This window comes from Streptomyces sp. NPDC060205, from assembly GCF_042728395.1.
GTDB lineage: Bacteria > Actinomycetota > Actinomycetes > Streptomycetales > Streptomycetaceae > Streptomyces.
In genome coordinates, this window is record NZ_JBHWZP010000248.1 from 1 (window position 1) to 14,066 (window position 14,066).

The 14,066-nt window shown below is 65.9% G+C and carries 16 protein-coding genes; 5 read left to right on the forward strand and 11 right to left on the reverse strand.

Annotation, left to right across the window (positions count from 1 at the left end; translation table 11 throughout):
- From ACFWGJ_RS32250 to ACFWGJ_RS32265, 4 genes are all read right to left on the reverse strand, one after another.
- Nucleotides 1-188 (reverse strand): hypothetical protein (locus tag ACFWGJ_RS32250; RefSeq protein ID WP_387331759.1); only part of this gene is annotated, 188 nt, incomplete at its 3' end.
- Nucleotides 185-628, reverse strand: coding sequence for a Pycsar system effector family protein (locus ACFWGJ_RS32255; protein ID WP_387331761.1), 444 nt, complete (start codon nucleotides 626-628; stop codon nucleotides 185-187). The genes ACFWGJ_RS32255 and ACFWGJ_RS32250, both read right to left, overlap by 4 nt.
- The gene (locus ACFWGJ_RS32260; protein ID WP_387331763.1) at nucleotides 625-891 is read right to left on the reverse strand and encodes a DUF6284 family protein; all 267 of its coding nucleotides are present in this window, start codon (nucleotides 889-891) and stop codon (nucleotides 625-627) included. Before ACFWGJ_RS32260 ends, ACFWGJ_RS32255 begins: the two co-directional genes overlap by 4 nt.
- Before the next feature lie 491 nt (nucleotides 892-1,382).
- Nucleotides 1,383-2,099, reverse strand: coding sequence for a GntR family transcriptional regulator (locus ACFWGJ_RS32265; protein ID WP_381832743.1), 717 nt, complete (start codon nucleotides 2,097-2,099; stop codon nucleotides 1,383-1,385).
- Nucleotides 2,100-2,164: 65 nt separating this feature from the next.
- Here ACFWGJ_RS32265 and ACFWGJ_RS32270 point away from each other — a divergent pair, with 65 nt between their 5' ends.
- On the forward strand, nucleotides 2,165-2,983 hold the full coding sequence (locus tag ACFWGJ_RS32270) for a class I SAM-dependent methyltransferase (RefSeq protein WP_381832740.1): 819 nt from the start codon (nucleotides 2,165-2,167) through the stop codon (nucleotides 2,981-2,983).
- Between the two features lie 46 nt (nucleotides 2,984-3,029).
- On the opposite strand, the gene ACFWGJ_RS32275 is transcribed toward ACFWGJ_RS32270, so the two are convergent.
- Nucleotides 3,030-3,788, reverse strand: coding sequence for a hypothetical protein (locus ACFWGJ_RS32275; RefSeq protein ID WP_387331766.1), 759 nt, complete (start codon nucleotides 3,786-3,788; stop codon nucleotides 3,030-3,032).
- A gap of 105 nt (nucleotides 3,789-3,893) precedes the next feature.
- Here ACFWGJ_RS32275 and ACFWGJ_RS32280 point away from each other — a divergent pair, with 105 nt between their 5' ends.
- Together ACFWGJ_RS32280 and ACFWGJ_RS32285 are read left to right on the forward strand one after the other, a co-directional pair.
- On the forward strand, nucleotides 3,894-4,892 hold the full coding sequence (locus tag ACFWGJ_RS32280) for an ImmA/IrrE family metallo-endopeptidase (RefSeq protein WP_387331768.1): 999 nt from the start codon (nucleotides 3,894-3,896) through the stop codon (nucleotides 4,890-4,892).
- Nucleotides 4,893-4,950: 58 nt separating this feature from the next.
- Nucleotides 4,951-5,544 carry a hypothetical protein gene (locus ACFWGJ_RS32285; protein ID WP_387331769.1) on the forward strand — a complete coding sequence of 198 codons (594 nt, stop codon included), beginning with the start codon at nucleotides 4,951-4,953 and terminating at the stop codon, nucleotides 5,542-5,544.
- Nucleotides 5,545-5,546: 2 nt separating this feature from the next.
- On the opposite strand, the gene ACFWGJ_RS32290 is transcribed toward ACFWGJ_RS32285, so the two are convergent.
- The 4 genes from ACFWGJ_RS32290 to ACFWGJ_RS32305 form a co-directional block, all read right to left on the reverse strand.
- Nucleotides 5,547-6,098, reverse strand: coding sequence for a hypothetical protein (locus tag ACFWGJ_RS32290; RefSeq protein ID WP_381834673.1), 552 nt, complete (start codon nucleotides 6,096-6,098; stop codon nucleotides 5,547-5,549).
- A complete protein-coding gene (locus tag ACFWGJ_RS32295; RefSeq protein WP_387331771.1) occupies nucleotides 6,095-6,934 on the reverse strand; it encodes a bis-aminopropyl spermidine synthase family protein in 840 nt (279 codons plus the stop codon). The genes ACFWGJ_RS32290 and ACFWGJ_RS32295 overlap by 4 nt, the downstream gene beginning before the upstream one ends.
- Nucleotides 6,935-7,589: 655 nt before the next feature.
- The gene (locus ACFWGJ_RS32300) at nucleotides 7,590-8,318 is read right to left on the reverse strand and encodes an alpha/beta hydrolase (protein ID WP_387331773.1); all 729 of its coding nucleotides are present in this window, start codon (nucleotides 8,316-8,318) and stop codon (nucleotides 7,590-7,592) included.
- A gap of 16 nt (nucleotides 8,319-8,334) precedes the next feature.
- Nucleotides 8,335-9,714 (reverse strand): NAD(P)/FAD-dependent oxidoreductase, encoded by a 1,380-nt coding sequence (locus tag ACFWGJ_RS32305; protein WP_387331776.1) that lies wholly within the window; start codon nucleotides 9,712-9,714, stop codon nucleotides 8,335-8,337.
- A gap of 241 nt (nucleotides 9,715-9,955) precedes the next feature.
- On the opposite strand from ACFWGJ_RS32305, the gene ACFWGJ_RS32310 reads away from it, so the two are divergent.
- Nucleotides 9,956-10,780: an aminoglycoside phosphotransferase family protein gene (locus ACFWGJ_RS32310; protein ID WP_387331775.1), complete on the forward strand. Its 825-nt coding sequence runs from the start codon at nucleotides 9,956-9,958 to the stop codon at nucleotides 10,778-10,780.
- A 63-nt stretch (nucleotides 10,781-10,843) separates the two neighbouring features.
- On the opposite strand, the gene ACFWGJ_RS32315 is transcribed toward ACFWGJ_RS32310, so the two are convergent.
- On the reverse strand, nucleotides 10,844-11,827 hold the full coding sequence (locus ACFWGJ_RS32315) for a zinc-binding dehydrogenase (RefSeq protein ID WP_387331778.1): 984 nt from the start codon (nucleotides 11,825-11,827) through the stop codon (nucleotides 10,844-10,846).
- 80 nt (nucleotides 11,828-11,907) lie between these two features.
- Nucleotides 11,908-13,098: an NAD(P)-binding protein gene (locus ACFWGJ_RS32320; RefSeq protein WP_381832686.1), complete on the reverse strand. Its 1,191-nt coding sequence runs from the start codon at nucleotides 13,096-13,098 to the stop codon at nucleotides 11,908-11,910.
- Nucleotides 13,099-13,227: 129 nt separating this feature from the next.
- On the opposite strand from ACFWGJ_RS32320, the gene ACFWGJ_RS32325 reads away from it, so the two are divergent.
- Nucleotides 13,228-13,929: a pentapeptide repeat-containing protein gene (locus ACFWGJ_RS32325; protein WP_381832689.1), complete on the forward strand. Its 702-nt coding sequence runs from the start codon at nucleotides 13,228-13,230 to the stop codon at nucleotides 13,927-13,929.
- Nucleotides 13,930-14,066: the final 137 nt, after the last annotated feature.

Below are 14,066 nucleotides of genomic sequence, written 5' to 3' on the forward strand. Positions count from 1 at the left end.
TCCGACGGCCGGTGCCGTCGGAGGTGCAGGAGCCATCCGGGGATCTGGACGGCCCCGCCCGTGGCGACCACGAACCGGATCAGCGGTTCGTGTGTCACGAGCAGGACGGCGGTGGCGGTCACCATGACCAGCGCACCCGCCACGATCAGCATCAGGGCGACACCCTGACGGGAAGAGGTGGCATTCATGCCGCACCCCCGAGGGCGAGCAGCGTGGCGAGGATGAGCAGGGCTCCACCGACGCAGGTGAGGTCGACCGCGCGGCGCAGGCCGGTGAACTTGGCGACCGCGAGGCGGGACAGCCCTGCAATGTCCGCCGCCCTGTCCTCGCACAGGGTGGCGGTGATCTGGTCGGCGGTGAGGGTGGCCCACAGGGGGAAACCGTGGCGTCCCCGCAGGTTGGGGCGGACCGACCGCAGCAGCAGACCCGCCGCCACGACCAGCAGCCCCATGCCGAAACCACCCGCAACGTAGGCGGGAACAGTCAGGGGGACATCCTTGGCGACCGTCCACGAACCGGCGAGGACCGCGCCAACGAACGCCAGCAACAGGCCGGTCTTGGTGTCGGTCCGCGCGATCTCCGCCTTCACCTCCGCGTGAGCGGCGGCGAGCGTCTGCGGGGTGCTCATGCGCCCACCCCCGGAATGCGCATCGTGGTCAGGTTCGCCGCCGCGAGGCGAGCGGCGAGAACCTTGCGGCGGGCCCGGCGGATACGCCGCGCGTCCAGGTCGGTGGGGATGCGGTCCAGCGTGATGATCTGCGCGTCCAACAGCTCAATGTTCGCCTCAATGACGGGCATCTCCCGCTCGATCGCGTCCAGCTCCGCAGCCGTCGGCTCACGGTCGAAAACGTCGGCGGTAACAACCGCCTGATCAGCAACGATGTGCTTCATGGGTCGTGTCTCCTTAGTCAGTGGAACGGCCCGTAACAGCGGCCCCGGAGTTGCACCTCCGGGGCCGCCCGCCGCTGAAGTCGGAAAGATCCGGCTCCCCTCAGCGCTGCTCGTACGAGACGAACAGCGGAGGCAACCGGCCCGCAGCGCTAGAGCTGCGGGAGAGGTCAACTGCGATGTATCGCGCCCGGGCCTGAGCCCACGCGCACCGGTCTTCTCCACCTTGTTTCCGACCCCTTCGGGCAGGCGGACCACGGGTTACCGGCAGTTCCCTGTGTGCAGTTGTCAAGGCACTAGCGCTTCCTTCGTACTCACCCCTGCGGGCTTTCCTCCGGGCACACTCAAAGACTGGACCGGTGGACCGGTCCAGTCAAGCGTCAACTCCGCACGTCCTACCGCCATTTGGGCATCACTGCAGCTCAGAGGGCGAAAAAGAAATGAAAAAAGCTGGACCGGCTGACCGGTCCAGCTCTCTCATGGGTCACTCTGGCCTACATCGCATAGGTCTCCACTCGCTCATAGTGAGAGGAGGGCGTTACCCCTTCCTCGCACACGAGCGGGCGCCCCTCTTGGTCGTAGGCGGTGTGCAAGACCACGGCTACCGGCGCCGCTTCAGGTAGCCCCAAGTGGCGAGCTTCCTCCTCCGTGGCCAAGCGGACCGTGGTCACATCCACCCCCTCCGAGGGAAAGCGGCCGGTCTGCCGGCGGACGTAGCGCGTGGTCCCTTCCGGGATGGGGGCGGTCTGAGCGAGCCGTGGGGAGGCTTCCGCGATCTCGGGCGGGAACCATGCTTCCGCGTAGCTGTGCGGACTCCCGTCCGGGAGTTGGTGAATCCGGATGCGTCGCAGCGTCGAGACGCCCGGGTCCAGTCCCAGCACGGCCGCCACACGTGCCGGCGGTTCTGCCCAATCCGGCTCACCGACACGCAGGAACGGCATGCCGCCACTCACGCGGGCGGACCCTGCTCGCCGCCCGCCCGCAGGTCGCGCAACAGGCTTTTCTGTCACCACGAAGCCAGTCCCCTGCTTGGCCACGACAACGCCGTCGTTCCGCAGCACGTCCACCGCCTTGATGGCAGTCGCACGAGAGACCGACCACTGTTCTGCCAGGTCACGCCCGGAGGGCACGATCTCACCCGGCGCGAACTCTCCGCCGGCAATGCGGGCACGGAGCGATTCCGCGATCTCCTCATACTTCAGTAGCGCCATGACTGCCTCTCTTGCTCGGTATCTCCTCGCTGGACTGGTCCACCGGTACACAGCATACTGCCGTTATGTCGAATCTCGGATTGGCTCCCTCTGTTCTGCGCTTCTACGGCGAGACCGTGGATGAGAGCAAGCGCCTGCATCGCTCAGCGGATGGACGTCTTGAGTTGGCCCGAACGCAGGAGCTTTTGCGCCGTTTCCTTCCGCCCGCGCCCGCGACCGTGCTGGACGTTGGCGGCGGTACCGGGGTGCATGCAGAGTGGTTGACCGAAGACGGTTACAGCGTCTCCCTGGTGGATCCCATCCCTCGCCATGTCGAGCAGGCGTCGGCCATCTGCGAGGCATCACTTGGAGACGCGCGAGCGCTGGACGCGGTCGACAGCAGCTATGACGTGGTCCAACTGCTCGGACCGCTCTACCACCTGCCCAGCGCGGTGGACCGCCGTCAGGCGCTCGCTGAAGCGAGGCGTGTGGTCAAGCCGGGAGGTCTCGTAGCGGCAGCAGCGATCAACCGCTATGCCTCCCTGTTCGAGCACGTCACGTACGCGCACCTACACACGGACCGCATGCATGAGCCGGTGTCGAAGATTCTGCGAACGGCGGTACATGAGGGCCCCCACTTCACCCTGGCGTACTTCCACCGAGCAGAGGAGCTAGTCGATGAGCTTCGTGCAGCCGGGCTCATCGATGTAGAAGTCTTCGGCGTCGAGGGACCTGCCTGGTCGCTCGTCAAGGCTGTCGAGCAGCAGCCCGGCGAGGGGCCGACGGATGACCTGATTGCCTCCGCGTTGGCAGCGGCACGGATGGCGGAACCGTATCCGGAGCTGCTTGCCGCCAGTTCCCATCTGCTCGCCGTGGGCCGCGCCCCCGCAAGCACCGCTGAGTGAGCTAGCGGCTCTATTCGTCTGCCCTACTAGATCACGTGAGCTTGAGCTATACCAGCATCAACTGATGGGCGCCGTTACCCATGGCTTCAGTCGCGGTCCTCCGGTGTTCTAGGAGTTCGTCCATTACGTGATCGACCGTCTCCATTCCCAGCCGGTCAAGCCGCAAAGAATCAGGAATGGGTAGGGGTACCGTCAAGCGCACAAAGTATGGATAGACCAACCGTGCTCGAACTGCCACGGAGTAGGAGCCGGTAGATACTTTTGAATCGGCGGACGATGTGCGACGGACCACGGAGGTTACTTGCGATGACCCGAGGATTGACCCCGTGCGCAGGTTCGTTAGTTCGCCGAGGCGGATCGAATAGCTATCGTCGACCGTGCAGCTCGCTCCCGAGATTGGTGTGGGAGACTCACATACAAGCGCAAAATGCGCGGAGCGCGAATCACCATAATTGGCTCTGCTGGTGACCAAAGAGTGATCAGGGATTTTGTAGGGTAGGCCGTCGTAAGATTCTGCTTGGCTCCAAAGAGCAAGACGCTCGGGAGCGATGTCTTTCTTATTTGCTGCACTCTTCATCGGTGAGAAAATTACTTCTGGTTCATCAGTTTCCTGTAGGAGTGCTACAAGAGACGGCCGGATGCTGTTGCCGATGCCCCATAGGAAGACTCCGCCATTCCTTTGGCGCTCGACTTCCTTGCGTTCGAAGATCGACTGAGTCTCCTCGCCTGCTTCAATGCCGAATTTTGTCCAGCAGAAGACGTCTGGTAGGGCAGATCGGGTCTTGCCGTTGTCAGAAGGTGCCATGGCGGATACTCTAGCAACTACAGTGACGCAAGTCACCGCTTCCACTTGACTGGCATAATGCTTCTGCTTCTGCTCACCTCATGCTAAGAAAGGCGCTGCTGGACGATGCCCCTTTCACCTGAACAGCTACGGCGCGAGCTGCGGCAGGCCGGGATCGCTAATGCCGCGATTGACGCCGCTTGGCCCCAATGGTGGAGTGACGAAGCGGCGGAATCTGTTTCTGCCACGGCCGAACTCACCTTCACGGTAGCTCGCCGTCTAGGGCTCTCACCGCGCGCGCTCTTTGACGGTTCGCCACAGTTTTTGTGGCGTGATGAGACCAAATTTAAGAATCTGAGTTCGCAATCCGACGAAGAAGAGGCAGCGCTAGCCTCATTTGGGATGGCGATTGGCCGTAGCGCTATTACGGCGACCAGTGGGGAAGTGCTGCCGAGTAATCTGACTGCCGCGACCCTCAGGGAAGCAATTCTCCAGCAGAGCCGTTACGTCGGACCGGTCGATCTTCTCAGTTTCTGCTGGTCTTTCGGAATCCCTATCCTGCAACTTCAAGTTTTCCCCCTGCAGGCTAAGCGAATGCACGCGATGACAGTACAGGTGGATGGGCGTTTCGCTGTGCTGCTAGGGCTGGAAACTAAATATCCCGCGAAAGCCGCATATATTATCGCTCATGAGATCGGTCATATTGTTCTTGGTCATCTCGGCGCGAATGGTGCGCTGCTAGAGATGGCAGACCCGATGAGTATCGACGAATCAGATGATGAAGAGTTGGCAGCTGATCGTTTTGCTTTGGAGTTGCTGACAGGAAGAGAGGATCCGCAGATTCTTCCTGACGTTACTTCCTATAACTCAAGTCAACTCGCTAAAGCGGCGGTTGACGCCTCTGATAGGGAAAGGGTCGATCCGGGAGTTATTGCATTGTGTCTTGGTCACGCTACGAAGAAATGGGATAAGTCGTTCGGTGCCCTGAAGATTATTCCTCCGGGCGAGCGAGACGTCGGCAGAGAAATCAACGAAACTGCGGCTAATCAATTCGATTGGGGCTCTCTCTCCTATTCATCTCAGGAATATCTGAGTCGTGTGATGGGGTGTGAGGATGCAGCTTGATTGGGCAATGGATAATGACGTCCTGATCAAATGTAGTTGCTACTCGCTCCTGGATTCCGTGAGTGCTACAGAGGATCAAGCTCTTCCTGGTGTAGGTGTCCTCGGGGCAGCCAGGTTCGTCGTCAAGAAGCATTTGGAGCGGCGGGGCAGGATTGTCGACAGAGAGTCTGCCATCCAGCACTTCGAAAACTTCTTGACATCCGTTGTTGAGCTGGAACCAACCGCTGATGAGTTGCAGCTCGCATCACTGATTGAAGAGTCGGCAGTGGCTGCCGGCGTGGAGCTAGATAGCGGGGAAAGTCAGCTCTGTGCAATTTCTGTGAAGCGCGGCCCCATGCTCTTGCTTACTGGAGACAAACGAGCCATTGCGGGGGCCGAAATAGTTCAGGAAGCAGTCACCGAACTATCGGAACTTCAAGGCAGGATCGTTTGCCTGGAACAAGTGATCGCAGGGATATCCGAAAGGATAGGCGCTGTGGAGACTCGGCGGAGGATCTGCGCTGAGCCCTACGTTGATAGAGCGCTGTCGATCTGCTTTCAATGTCAAGGCGCGAACCCTCGCCCAGAGTCGTTTGCAGAGGGTCTCTTGAGCTACGTGCAATACATGCGAGCGCAAGCCTCTACGCTGCTGTACCGGCACGACCAGCTGTGAGGTTAGTTACGGAGCAGCACGGCGTAAGGGGCTATGATATTGGCTGTCAGCCCCACACGGACTTCTTTGGGCTCTGCTCCGCCAATGCTGGATAGTTCTAGACAGGCTTTATCAACCCTGCCTCTCACATAGTCCCTGCCGTTCCTCCCGCGGCTCCGCCCGACGGCGACCTGAGTTTCGGCGAGATTTAGTGTGTCTTCAACTTCCTTCAGGTTATCTATGCAGAGGGCGAATCTGGATCCTAGGACGTCGATCCCGTCTGGTACCTGCTTCCAGGTTCTGCCGTCTTCCGAGTACTCCTCTGCCCGTACTGGTTCTGCAAAATGCTTGGAAAGCATTGGCTCCATACAGAGCACGATGGGGTTCGCTGCAGCTTTGGCGAACGGTTGTACCATAGTCATGGGGTGGCAAGTGTTTCCCCCGTAGCCCCACATGGCGAAGCCCTCTTCTTGTATCTCACGCCGCTTACGCTCGATGATGTCGGTAAGGCTCTCCTTGGCGTGAGTGCCAACCTTCATGTAGAGGATCGAGCTTCCCTGCTCGAATAGTGTCATTCTTCCCCCTTGCCTTCGACGAGTTCGAAGCCGTATTCGCTCTCATTGGCGCGGCCGTAGTCGACCCTTTTCTTCTCGCGAACGTACTTAACCCTTAGTTGCGCATCTCGGCCGTAGAAGTTATCGAGCCGTTCGCTGTCGTGGATTGAAGTGCTTACGGGGCCAGCCGGGTTTCTGGGACGGGACTTAATCACCAAGTTGCAGGACTTCAAATCAGGTGCGTCATCGAGGTGATATGCGTGTAGGCGTGGCATCATGCGGCTTACATAGAATCCGCGCTCGGACGAGAATGCTTGGACCTGATAGAGAACTTCGGCGGGCCACTCCAGTTCCTCGTCGTCGGCTATCACGATCATTCCATCACCTTGATATCGAACTGCCTCGATACCGCGCTGAACAAACAGGTTCACGCTTGAGCCGTTATTGCTGGCTCCCCAAGGTGGATTGGTGTAGAAGCACTCGAATTCTTTGGTGGAAGGTAGTGCGTCTATGCAGTTATATAGAACTGCTTGCAGGTTTTCGAGCCGTTCGCGATCCGCGAATCTATTTATGGCGCCCACAATCCGCTCGTCGAAATCAAAAACAGTGATCAAGCTAGGGCCGTATTCGACGATGTTTTTGGCATGCAAGTAGGCGACGCATACGCTGATTGAGTCTCCGTCGCCAATGAACGCCAGACGCTTACCGTTCGCCCAACTGGATACGAGTTCACTTTGCATGACCATGTCGCCGGTCTTCATGTAGATTTGATCGAACTCACGTATCGGGCGTGGACGATTCTGTACAACGTCAGATACGGCATTGATTGCAGCCTTGAGATCTATCTCCGCGACCATGCGCCCCCCTAAGTGACGTTTACCCCATGCCTATGTAAAGTGCCCGGGTGGCGTAAGTCAACGTTTTTTGCACAGGTGCATGCCACTCGCTGAAGGCGCGTCACTGGCAGCCAGGTTGTGCGTCTCGCACGATGGCCCACTGGTCCGGAGGATCGTGGCTGAAAGGGACACACACTTACGTGCCGTGTCCTCGCGGTGCACGGCGCTCACACCGCCGTCGCTCGGCACAGCAGGGTTCGGCGAGTAGGAAGAGGCCGGCTCTCCCCGGTGCTCCGTCGTGGGCTAACTGGCGACTGGCGACTGGCGAGCTTCCCGGGCTGAGTCGTTGCCGAATGCGTTGGCCCGTTGCGGACGAGACATGGAAGGTGAGCATGTCTCTGGCATGGCAGGCATGCGTTTGGCCTGGTCAGAGCGTCTTTCCGTCGGAGGGGGAGATGTGCGGCCAGGTCCAGTCTCAGTTTTAGTCTCGATTGCTGCCCAGTCCGGCACGGTACGCACCCGTCCACGGACGTCCGGCACGTCGCCTGACCTGCAAGGCGAACTCATTGCCGGACGTCCCCGGACCGCTACGGAATAAGGCCGGACAGCTTGTAATGCGTAGGTCGTCGGTTCGAATCCGACAGGGGGCTCCCGATGTGGTGCAGAGAGGTCCGGGTCACTTGGTGGCTCGGGCCTTTTGCGTGGGGATGCCTGCCGCCTGGGCGATGACCCTGGCCGTGCGCAGGCCTTCGCGGTGGGCCGGGCCCGTGTGGGCGGGGCGGCAGCGGCCCCATTCCGGGGAGTACTCGGCCATGACCGCGCCCGGGTGGTCCGTGGTGAGTTCAGTGAGCGGGGCCTTGCGTCCGGCGGCGGCCAGGACGCGCTGGAACTCGCCCGCGTTGGCGAAGTCGCACACCGTGTCCTCGGTGCCGTGCACCAGGTGGATGGGCAGCGGCGGGGCCGAGGCGCAGACGTCCATGGGGGACGGCAGGCCGAGCAGGGGCTCGGGCTGGTTGTAGCGGGCCGAGATGCCGACCACGGCGGCCGGGCGCCAGCCCTCCGGCGGGTCGGGGCGCAGGGCCGTGGCCATCGCGGCACGGCCGCCCAGGGACCAGCCGACGAGGACGACCTGTGCCGGGTCCCGTACGAAGTCCCAGGTGAAGCGCAGGGACGCGGCGAGCTGGGGACGGCCGCCGTCCTCGGCGTCCGGGTGCCAGTCGGGGACTATGACGGTGGCCCCGAGGCGGGCGACCTCCGCGGCGAGGGCGCCGAGGACGTCCCGTTCGGCGGGGCCGCGGCCGTGCCAGAGCAGGACCGTCGGGGCGTCCGGGGCGGCTGCGCGATGGATGTCGAGGAGCTGACCGTCGGACGAGTAGCGGACGGTGTCCATGACTGCGGTGCTCATGGGGTTCCCCTGTCTCTCAGCGGCCCGCGACCCGGTCGGCGATACGCGCGATCCGGGACGACTGTGCGGCATGGGTGGTGACTTCGCGGCGGTCGGCGGCTCGATACGTCGCGTACATGCCGTGTACCCCGAGCCAGCGGAAAGGTTCGGGTTCCCACTTGCGGACCTTGTGTCCGACCCAGGGAAGTGTGGTGAGGTCGGTCTCGCCCGACTGGCCCGAGTCGCGCTGGACCAGGTCCCGCAGGGTGCGGGCGGCGAGGTTGGCCGTGGCGACCCCGGAGCCGACGTAACCGCCCGCCCAGCCGAGGCCGGTGGCGCGGTCGAGGGTGACCGACGCGCACCAGTCGCGCGGTACGCCGAGCACGCCCGACCAGGCGTGGGCCACGGCGATGCCGGACAGCTGGGGGAAGAGGCGCAGGAGGAGTTCGTGGAGGGCTTCGACGGTCGAGGCCTGGGTGCGGCCGTCGTTGTCCGTACGCGAGCCGAAGCGGTACGGGACTCCCCGGCCGCCGAGTGCGATACGGCCGTCGGCGGTGCGCTGGGCGTACATGTAGGCGTGGGCCATGTCGCCGAGGGTCTCGCGGCCCTCCCAGCCGACCGATTCCCACTGGTCGGGGGTCAGGGGCTCGGTGGCGATCATCGAGGAGTTCATCGGGAGCCAGGTGCGTCTGTTGCCCTTCAGGGAGGCTGTGAAGCCCTCCGTGCAGCGCAGGACGTAGGGCGCGCGGACGGTTCCGTACGGGGTGACGGCGTGCTTGGGCCTGATCTCCGTGACGGGCGTCGACTCGTGGATCGTGACGCCGAGCGCCTCGACGGCCGCCGCGAGGCCCTTGAGCAGTTTGACCGGGTGCAGACGGGCGCCGTGCGGGGTCCAGGTGGAGCCCACCGCGTCCGCGACCCGGACCCGGTCGGCGGTCTCGCGGGCCCCGTACAGCTCGCGGTCCTTCTCGCCGTACGAGAGTTCCGTCGCGTGGAAGGCCTTCAGGCGGGCCAGCTGGGCGGGTGTGTACGCGACTTCGAGTACGCCGCCCCGGTGGACGTCCGCCTCGATGCCCTCCTCGCCGGCGACCCTGACGACCTCGGCGACCGTGGCGTTCATGGCCTCCTGGAGGCGTACGGCTGCCTCGTGGCCGTGCAGGCGCGCGTAGCGGTCGCGGCCCGCGATGCCGTTGTAGAGCCAGCCGCCGTTGCGGCCGGAGGCGCCGTAGCCGCAGAACTTCTGCTCCAGGACGGTGATCCGCAGGAAGGGCGCGGCCTTCTTCAGGTAGTACGCGGTCCACAGCCCGGTGTAGCCGCCGCCGACGATCACCACGTCGGCGTTCGCGTCACCCTGAAGGGGCTCGCGGGGGGCGGGGATGCCCTCCTCGGCGTACCAGAACGAGATGCCGCCGTTCACGGTCGTGCGGGGCCCGCCCGGTGCGTGCGGCGGCTGCGGCGGTTGCGGCAGGGGTGGCGTCCGGGGTTTGGGGGGCGCGGGGGGCGTGCGGTCCGTGCCGGATGCGCTGTCCGTGCTGGACGCGCTGTCCGGCTCGGACACGCTGTCCGCGTTCTCCGTGCTGCTCATGCGCGGTGACGTTAGCTTCTCCGGGTGGTGGGTGTCTCCTTCGGATTTCGTGGTTCTGGAGAGGGTGGGGGTGGTGAAGGTGGGATATGAGCGGCTGCTGGAGCGCGGCGGGCGGTTTCTGGAGCGGTGGGGGCTGCGTCAGGAGGGCGCGCCGATGAGTGGACAGGTCTCGGTGGTGCTGCCCGTGGTGCGCGGCGACGGGACCCGGGCCGTGCTGAAACTGCAGGACCTCGACGAGGAGACGGCCGGCGAGGGGCTGGCGCTGCGGACCTGGGGCGGCGACGGGGTCGTACGGCTGCTGGACGAGGACGTGGAGAGCGGCACGCTGTTGTTGGAACGGCTCGACGAGGACCGGCCGCTGGCCGACGTGCCGGATGTGATGAAGGCGACGTCGATCCTGGCCGAACTGCTGGCGCGGATCACGGCGGTGCCGGCGCCGGCGGGGCTGCGGCGGCTGGACTCCGTCACCGCGGACATGTTCGAGCGGCTGCCCGCGGTGACGCGCTCCCTCGCCGCGGAGGACGACCGGCGGCTCCTCGCGGACTGCGCGGCGGCCGTGCGCGAGGTCGCGGGCGAGCCGGGCGACCGGCTGCTGCACTGGGATCTGCACTTCGAGAACGTCCTCGCCGCCGACCGTGAACCCTGGCTCGTCATCGACCCGAAGCCGCTCGCCGGCGACCCCTGCTTCGAGCTGCTGCCCGCGCTCTGGAACCGGTGCGAGGAGGGGGCGTTGGAGCGCCGCTTCGACCTGATGACGGAGGTGCTGGGGGTGGACCGGGAGCGGGCGCGGGCCTGGACGCTGGGGCGGGTGCTGCAGAACTCGCTGTGGCAGGTCGAGGAGGGCGAGGGGCTGGACGAGGACCAGGTCGCCATCGCGCGGGTTCTGCTGGGGCGTTGAGCGGCGGAGAGTGGCGTTGAGTGGCGCTGCGTGGTGTCGAGCCTTGGTGGGCGGGCCTCTCGGTCAGGGCTCCAGGACCACCTTGCCGTGGGTGGCCCTGGTCTCCAGCGCGCGGTGTGCGGTGGCCGCCTCCGCGAGCGGGAAGCGGTGGACGTCCGGGACCAGGCGGCCCTCGGCGGCCTCGGTGAGGGCGCGCAGTTCCAGGGTGCGCAGGGGGTTGGGGCCGCCTGTCCTCTGCAGCATGGCGGGGCCCAGGACCGACCGGGACACGCCCTCGACGAGGTACGGGGTGCCGTCGTGCAGGCCCGCGCCCGACCAGCCGAAGACGATGTGCCTGCCGGTGGGGTGGGCGAGGAGTGCGACTGCCTCGTGCGCTGTGTCGCCTCCCACTCCGTCGAAGACGATCGTGGCCGGGCGGTCGCCGAGGAAACGCCTCACCTCGTCCGGCCAGGTGGGGTCCTTGTAGTCGACGGCCAGGTCGGCGCCGTTCTTCTCGACGCGCGCCACCTTGTCCGGGCCGCCCGCCAGGCCGATCACGGTGGCGCCCGCGTGCCGCGCGTACTGCACGAGGAGGGTGCCGATGCCGCCCGCCGCGGCCGGTACGAGGACCACGTCGTCCGCGGTCAGGTCGGTGAACTGGAGGATCCCCATCGTCGTACGGCCCGTGCCGATCATCGCGACCGCCTGGGCGAAGTCGAGGTTCCGGGGGATCTCGTGGAGGCGGTCGACGTCGGTGACGGCCAGTTCCGCGTAGCCGCCCGGGTTGAGGCCCAGGTGGGCCACCACGCGCTTGCCGAGCCACAGGGCGGCGACGCCCTCGCCGAGGGACTCGACCGTGCCGGCGACCTCGCGGCCGGGGATCGTGGGGAGGGCGGGCAGCTCCGGGTACGGGCCCCGCACGCCGGCCCGGAGCGCGGTGTCCAGGAGGTGTACGCCCGCGGCGGCGACCTCGATACGGACCTGGCCGGGGGCGGGGTGGGGGGCGTCCGTGCGCTCGTACGTGAGGTTCTCGGGCGGGCCGAAGCTGTGGAGGCGGATGGCGTGCATGCGTTCCGGGGCGGGCTTCGTGGTGGGCATGGGGTTCCCCTGGGGTGCGTTGTGTGGTGGCTGCACCCCAGCTTTCGGCCTCAAGCATGCTTGAGGTCAAGGCCTGTCCTGGTGCGGATCCCGAAGGCCAGGGACACCGCCTCCAGCGCGCTGTTGAACGACACCTCGGAGAGCACGCCCGGAGCGGCCACCTGGTCGCCCGCGAGGTAGACGCCGTCGCCGCGGTCCACGCGCGGGCGGTCGCGCCAGCTCGTGCCGGGGAGGTCGACGGCGCCCGTGCGGCCGTTCGCGACGGCCTCGCGGCGGTACGTGGTCCGCTCGCGCCAGGCCGGCAGGGCGAGGTCGAGAAGCTGTTCGGCGCGGGCGATGCCGTCCGCGCGTGACGCGTGCGGGGCGATCGGGAACTGGCCCTGGAGGAGCTGTTCACCGGGTGGGGCGAGGGTGCGATCCTGGGCCGTGAAGCGCTCGATCCAGCCGGGGGCGTCCAGGTCGGAGACGGCGAACGCGTCGCCGCGGTGGGTGCGGACCGCGAGGTCCAGCAGGGCCGTACGGCCGCTCGGCCAGGTCAGGGAGCTGTCCCGGAGGAGGGCGCGGGCCGCGTCGAGGGAGGTGGCCACGATGACCGGGCCGTGGCCGGCGGGCAGGGCGTCGAGGGTGTCGACGCGGGCGAGGGTCTCCACTCGTACGCCGAGGTTCCAGGCGCGGGCCGCCATCTTGTCGATCACGCTCGCCCAGCCGCCGCGGGGGTAGTGCGCTTCCGGGGGCAACGCCGTGGCGCGGCGCAGGCGTTCCTGGACGAAGGCGGCGGAGAGGGTGCCGGGGGCGTGGTGGAAGAGGGCGACCGCGGAGTAGTGGGCCGCGGCCGTCGCGCCCTCCTCGCCCGCGACGCTCGTGGCCCAGGTGGTGAAGTCCTGGTCGACGGGTGCCTGTTGGGGTGTGCGGCGCAGGAGTCTGAGCATGGCGAGGGGTGGGGTGCGGCGCAGGGTGCCCTTGTGGCGGAGGCGCAGGCGGGTCGCTTCCAGGGGTGGCAGCGGGGCGAGTTCGCCGAGGAGGCCGCGCTGCTTGAGCCAGGTCCAGTGGGGGCCGCGCTTGTAGAGGGCGTGGGGGCCCTCGTTGGTTTTGTACGGGCCCTCGGCGGTGCGGGCCCGGCCGCCGAGGGTGTGGTGGGCCTCGTAGACGGTGACCTTGGTGCCTGCTTCCGCGGCGGTGATGGCGGCGGTGAGGCCGGCGAAGCCGCCGCCGATGATCGTGAGGTGCGGTGTGGGGTGCATGGCTTTTTTTGCCTTTGCGATGGGGTGTTTTGCGTTGTCCTTACGACTCGTAGGAGGGCTCGGAATGTGACATGCGGGGCTTCTTGGCTGGTCAGGGGGGTTGTCAGTGGTGGGGTGCAGGATGGGGGGATGGTGAGCAGAGCGGCGAGGGCTGGGGCGAGGGCGGGCGCGGGGGTCAAGGGTGCGCGGCGGCCCGAGGTGCGGTTGCCGTCGCTTGAGGCGTACGGGGGTGGGGAGCTGGAGCCCGACGGGGACTATGACGGGCTTCTGTTCAGCGAGCTGGATTTCGTGGGGCAGGACGGTGGGGGTGCGCGGTTCATGGACTGCGCGGTGACCGGGTGCGCGGTCGATGAGACGCGGCTGCATCATGCGCGGGTGCTGGATTCCGTGCTCACCGGGTTGCGGGGGGTGGGGACGGACTTCGGGTCGGCGACCTTCCGGGATGTGGAGGTGGTCGATGCGCGGCTGGGCGGGGTGCAGATGCATGGCGCCGTGCTGGAGCGGGTGGTCTTCCGAGGGGGGAAGATCGACTACCTGAATCTGCGGGAGGCGCGGATCCGGGATGTGGTGTTCGAGGGGTGCGTGCTGGTCGAGCCGGACTTCGGGGGTGCTCGGCTGGAGCGGGTGGAGTTCGTGGACTGTGTGCTGAAGGGGGCGGACTTCAGCGGGGTGTCGCTGACGGACGTGGATCTGCGGCGGGCGGCTGAGGTGGGGTTCGCGCGGGGGGTTGATCGGCTGGCGGGGGCTGTGATCAGTCCTGCGCAGTTGTTGGATCTTGCGGGGGTGTTTGCTGCGGAGGTGGGGGTTCGGGTGGTGGGGGTTGATGTGTGAGGGGTTCTGCGGGGCTTGGGGCCGGGTGGTGGGCGGTGGGCGGTGGGGGGTGGGAGCGGGCCGTGCCGGTACGTCGAGTCCGCCGCGTACGGCTCCCGCAAAAAAGTCAGACCCTCCAACCGAGAGCCGTATGCACG

Coding starts and splice junctions, on each gene's coding strand:
- ACFWGJ_RS32280 (WP_387331768.1), top strand. CDS start 3,894: ATGCCCCTTTCACCTGAACAGCTACGGCGCGAGCTGCGGCAGGCCGGG.
- ACFWGJ_RS32255 (WP_387331761.1), bottom strand. CDS start 628: ATGAGCACCCCGCAGACGCTCGCCGCCGCTCACGCGGAGGTGAAGGCG.
- ACFWGJ_RS32265 (WP_381832743.1), bottom strand. CDS start 2,099: ATGGCGCTACTGAAGTATGAGGAGATCGCGGAATCGCTCCGTGCCCGC.
- ACFWGJ_RS32275 (WP_387331766.1), bottom strand. CDS start 3,788: ATGGCACCTTCTGACAACGGCAAGACCCGATCTGCCCTACCAGACGTC.
- ACFWGJ_RS32320 (WP_381832686.1), bottom strand. CDS start 13,098: ATGCACCCCACACCGCACCTCACGATCATCGGCGGCGGCTTCGCCGGC.
- ACFWGJ_RS32325 (WP_381832689.1), top strand. CDS start 13,228: ATGGTGAGCAGAGCGGCGAGGGCTGGGGCGAGGGCGGGCGCGGGGGTC.
- ACFWGJ_RS32300 (WP_387331773.1), bottom strand. CDS start 8,318: ATGAGCACCGCAGTCATGGACACCGTCCGCTACTCGTCCGACGGTCAG.
- ACFWGJ_RS32290 (WP_381834673.1), bottom strand. CDS start 6,098: ATGACACTATTCGAGCAGGGAAGCTCGATCCTCTACATGAAGGTTGGC.
- ACFWGJ_RS32315 (WP_387331778.1), bottom strand. CDS start 11,827: ATGCACGCCATCCGCCTCCACAGCTTCGGCCCGCCCGAGAACCTCACG.
- ACFWGJ_RS32260 (WP_387331763.1), bottom strand. CDS start 891: ATGAAGCACATCGTTGCTGATCAGGCGGTTGTTACCGCCGACGTTTTC.
- ACFWGJ_RS32295 (WP_387331771.1), bottom strand. CDS start 6,934: ATGGTCGCGGAGATAGATCTCAAGGCTGCAATCAATGCCGTATCTGAC.
- ACFWGJ_RS32270 (WP_381832740.1), top strand. CDS start 2,165: ATGTCGAATCTCGGATTGGCTCCCTCTGTTCTGCGCTTCTACGGCGAG.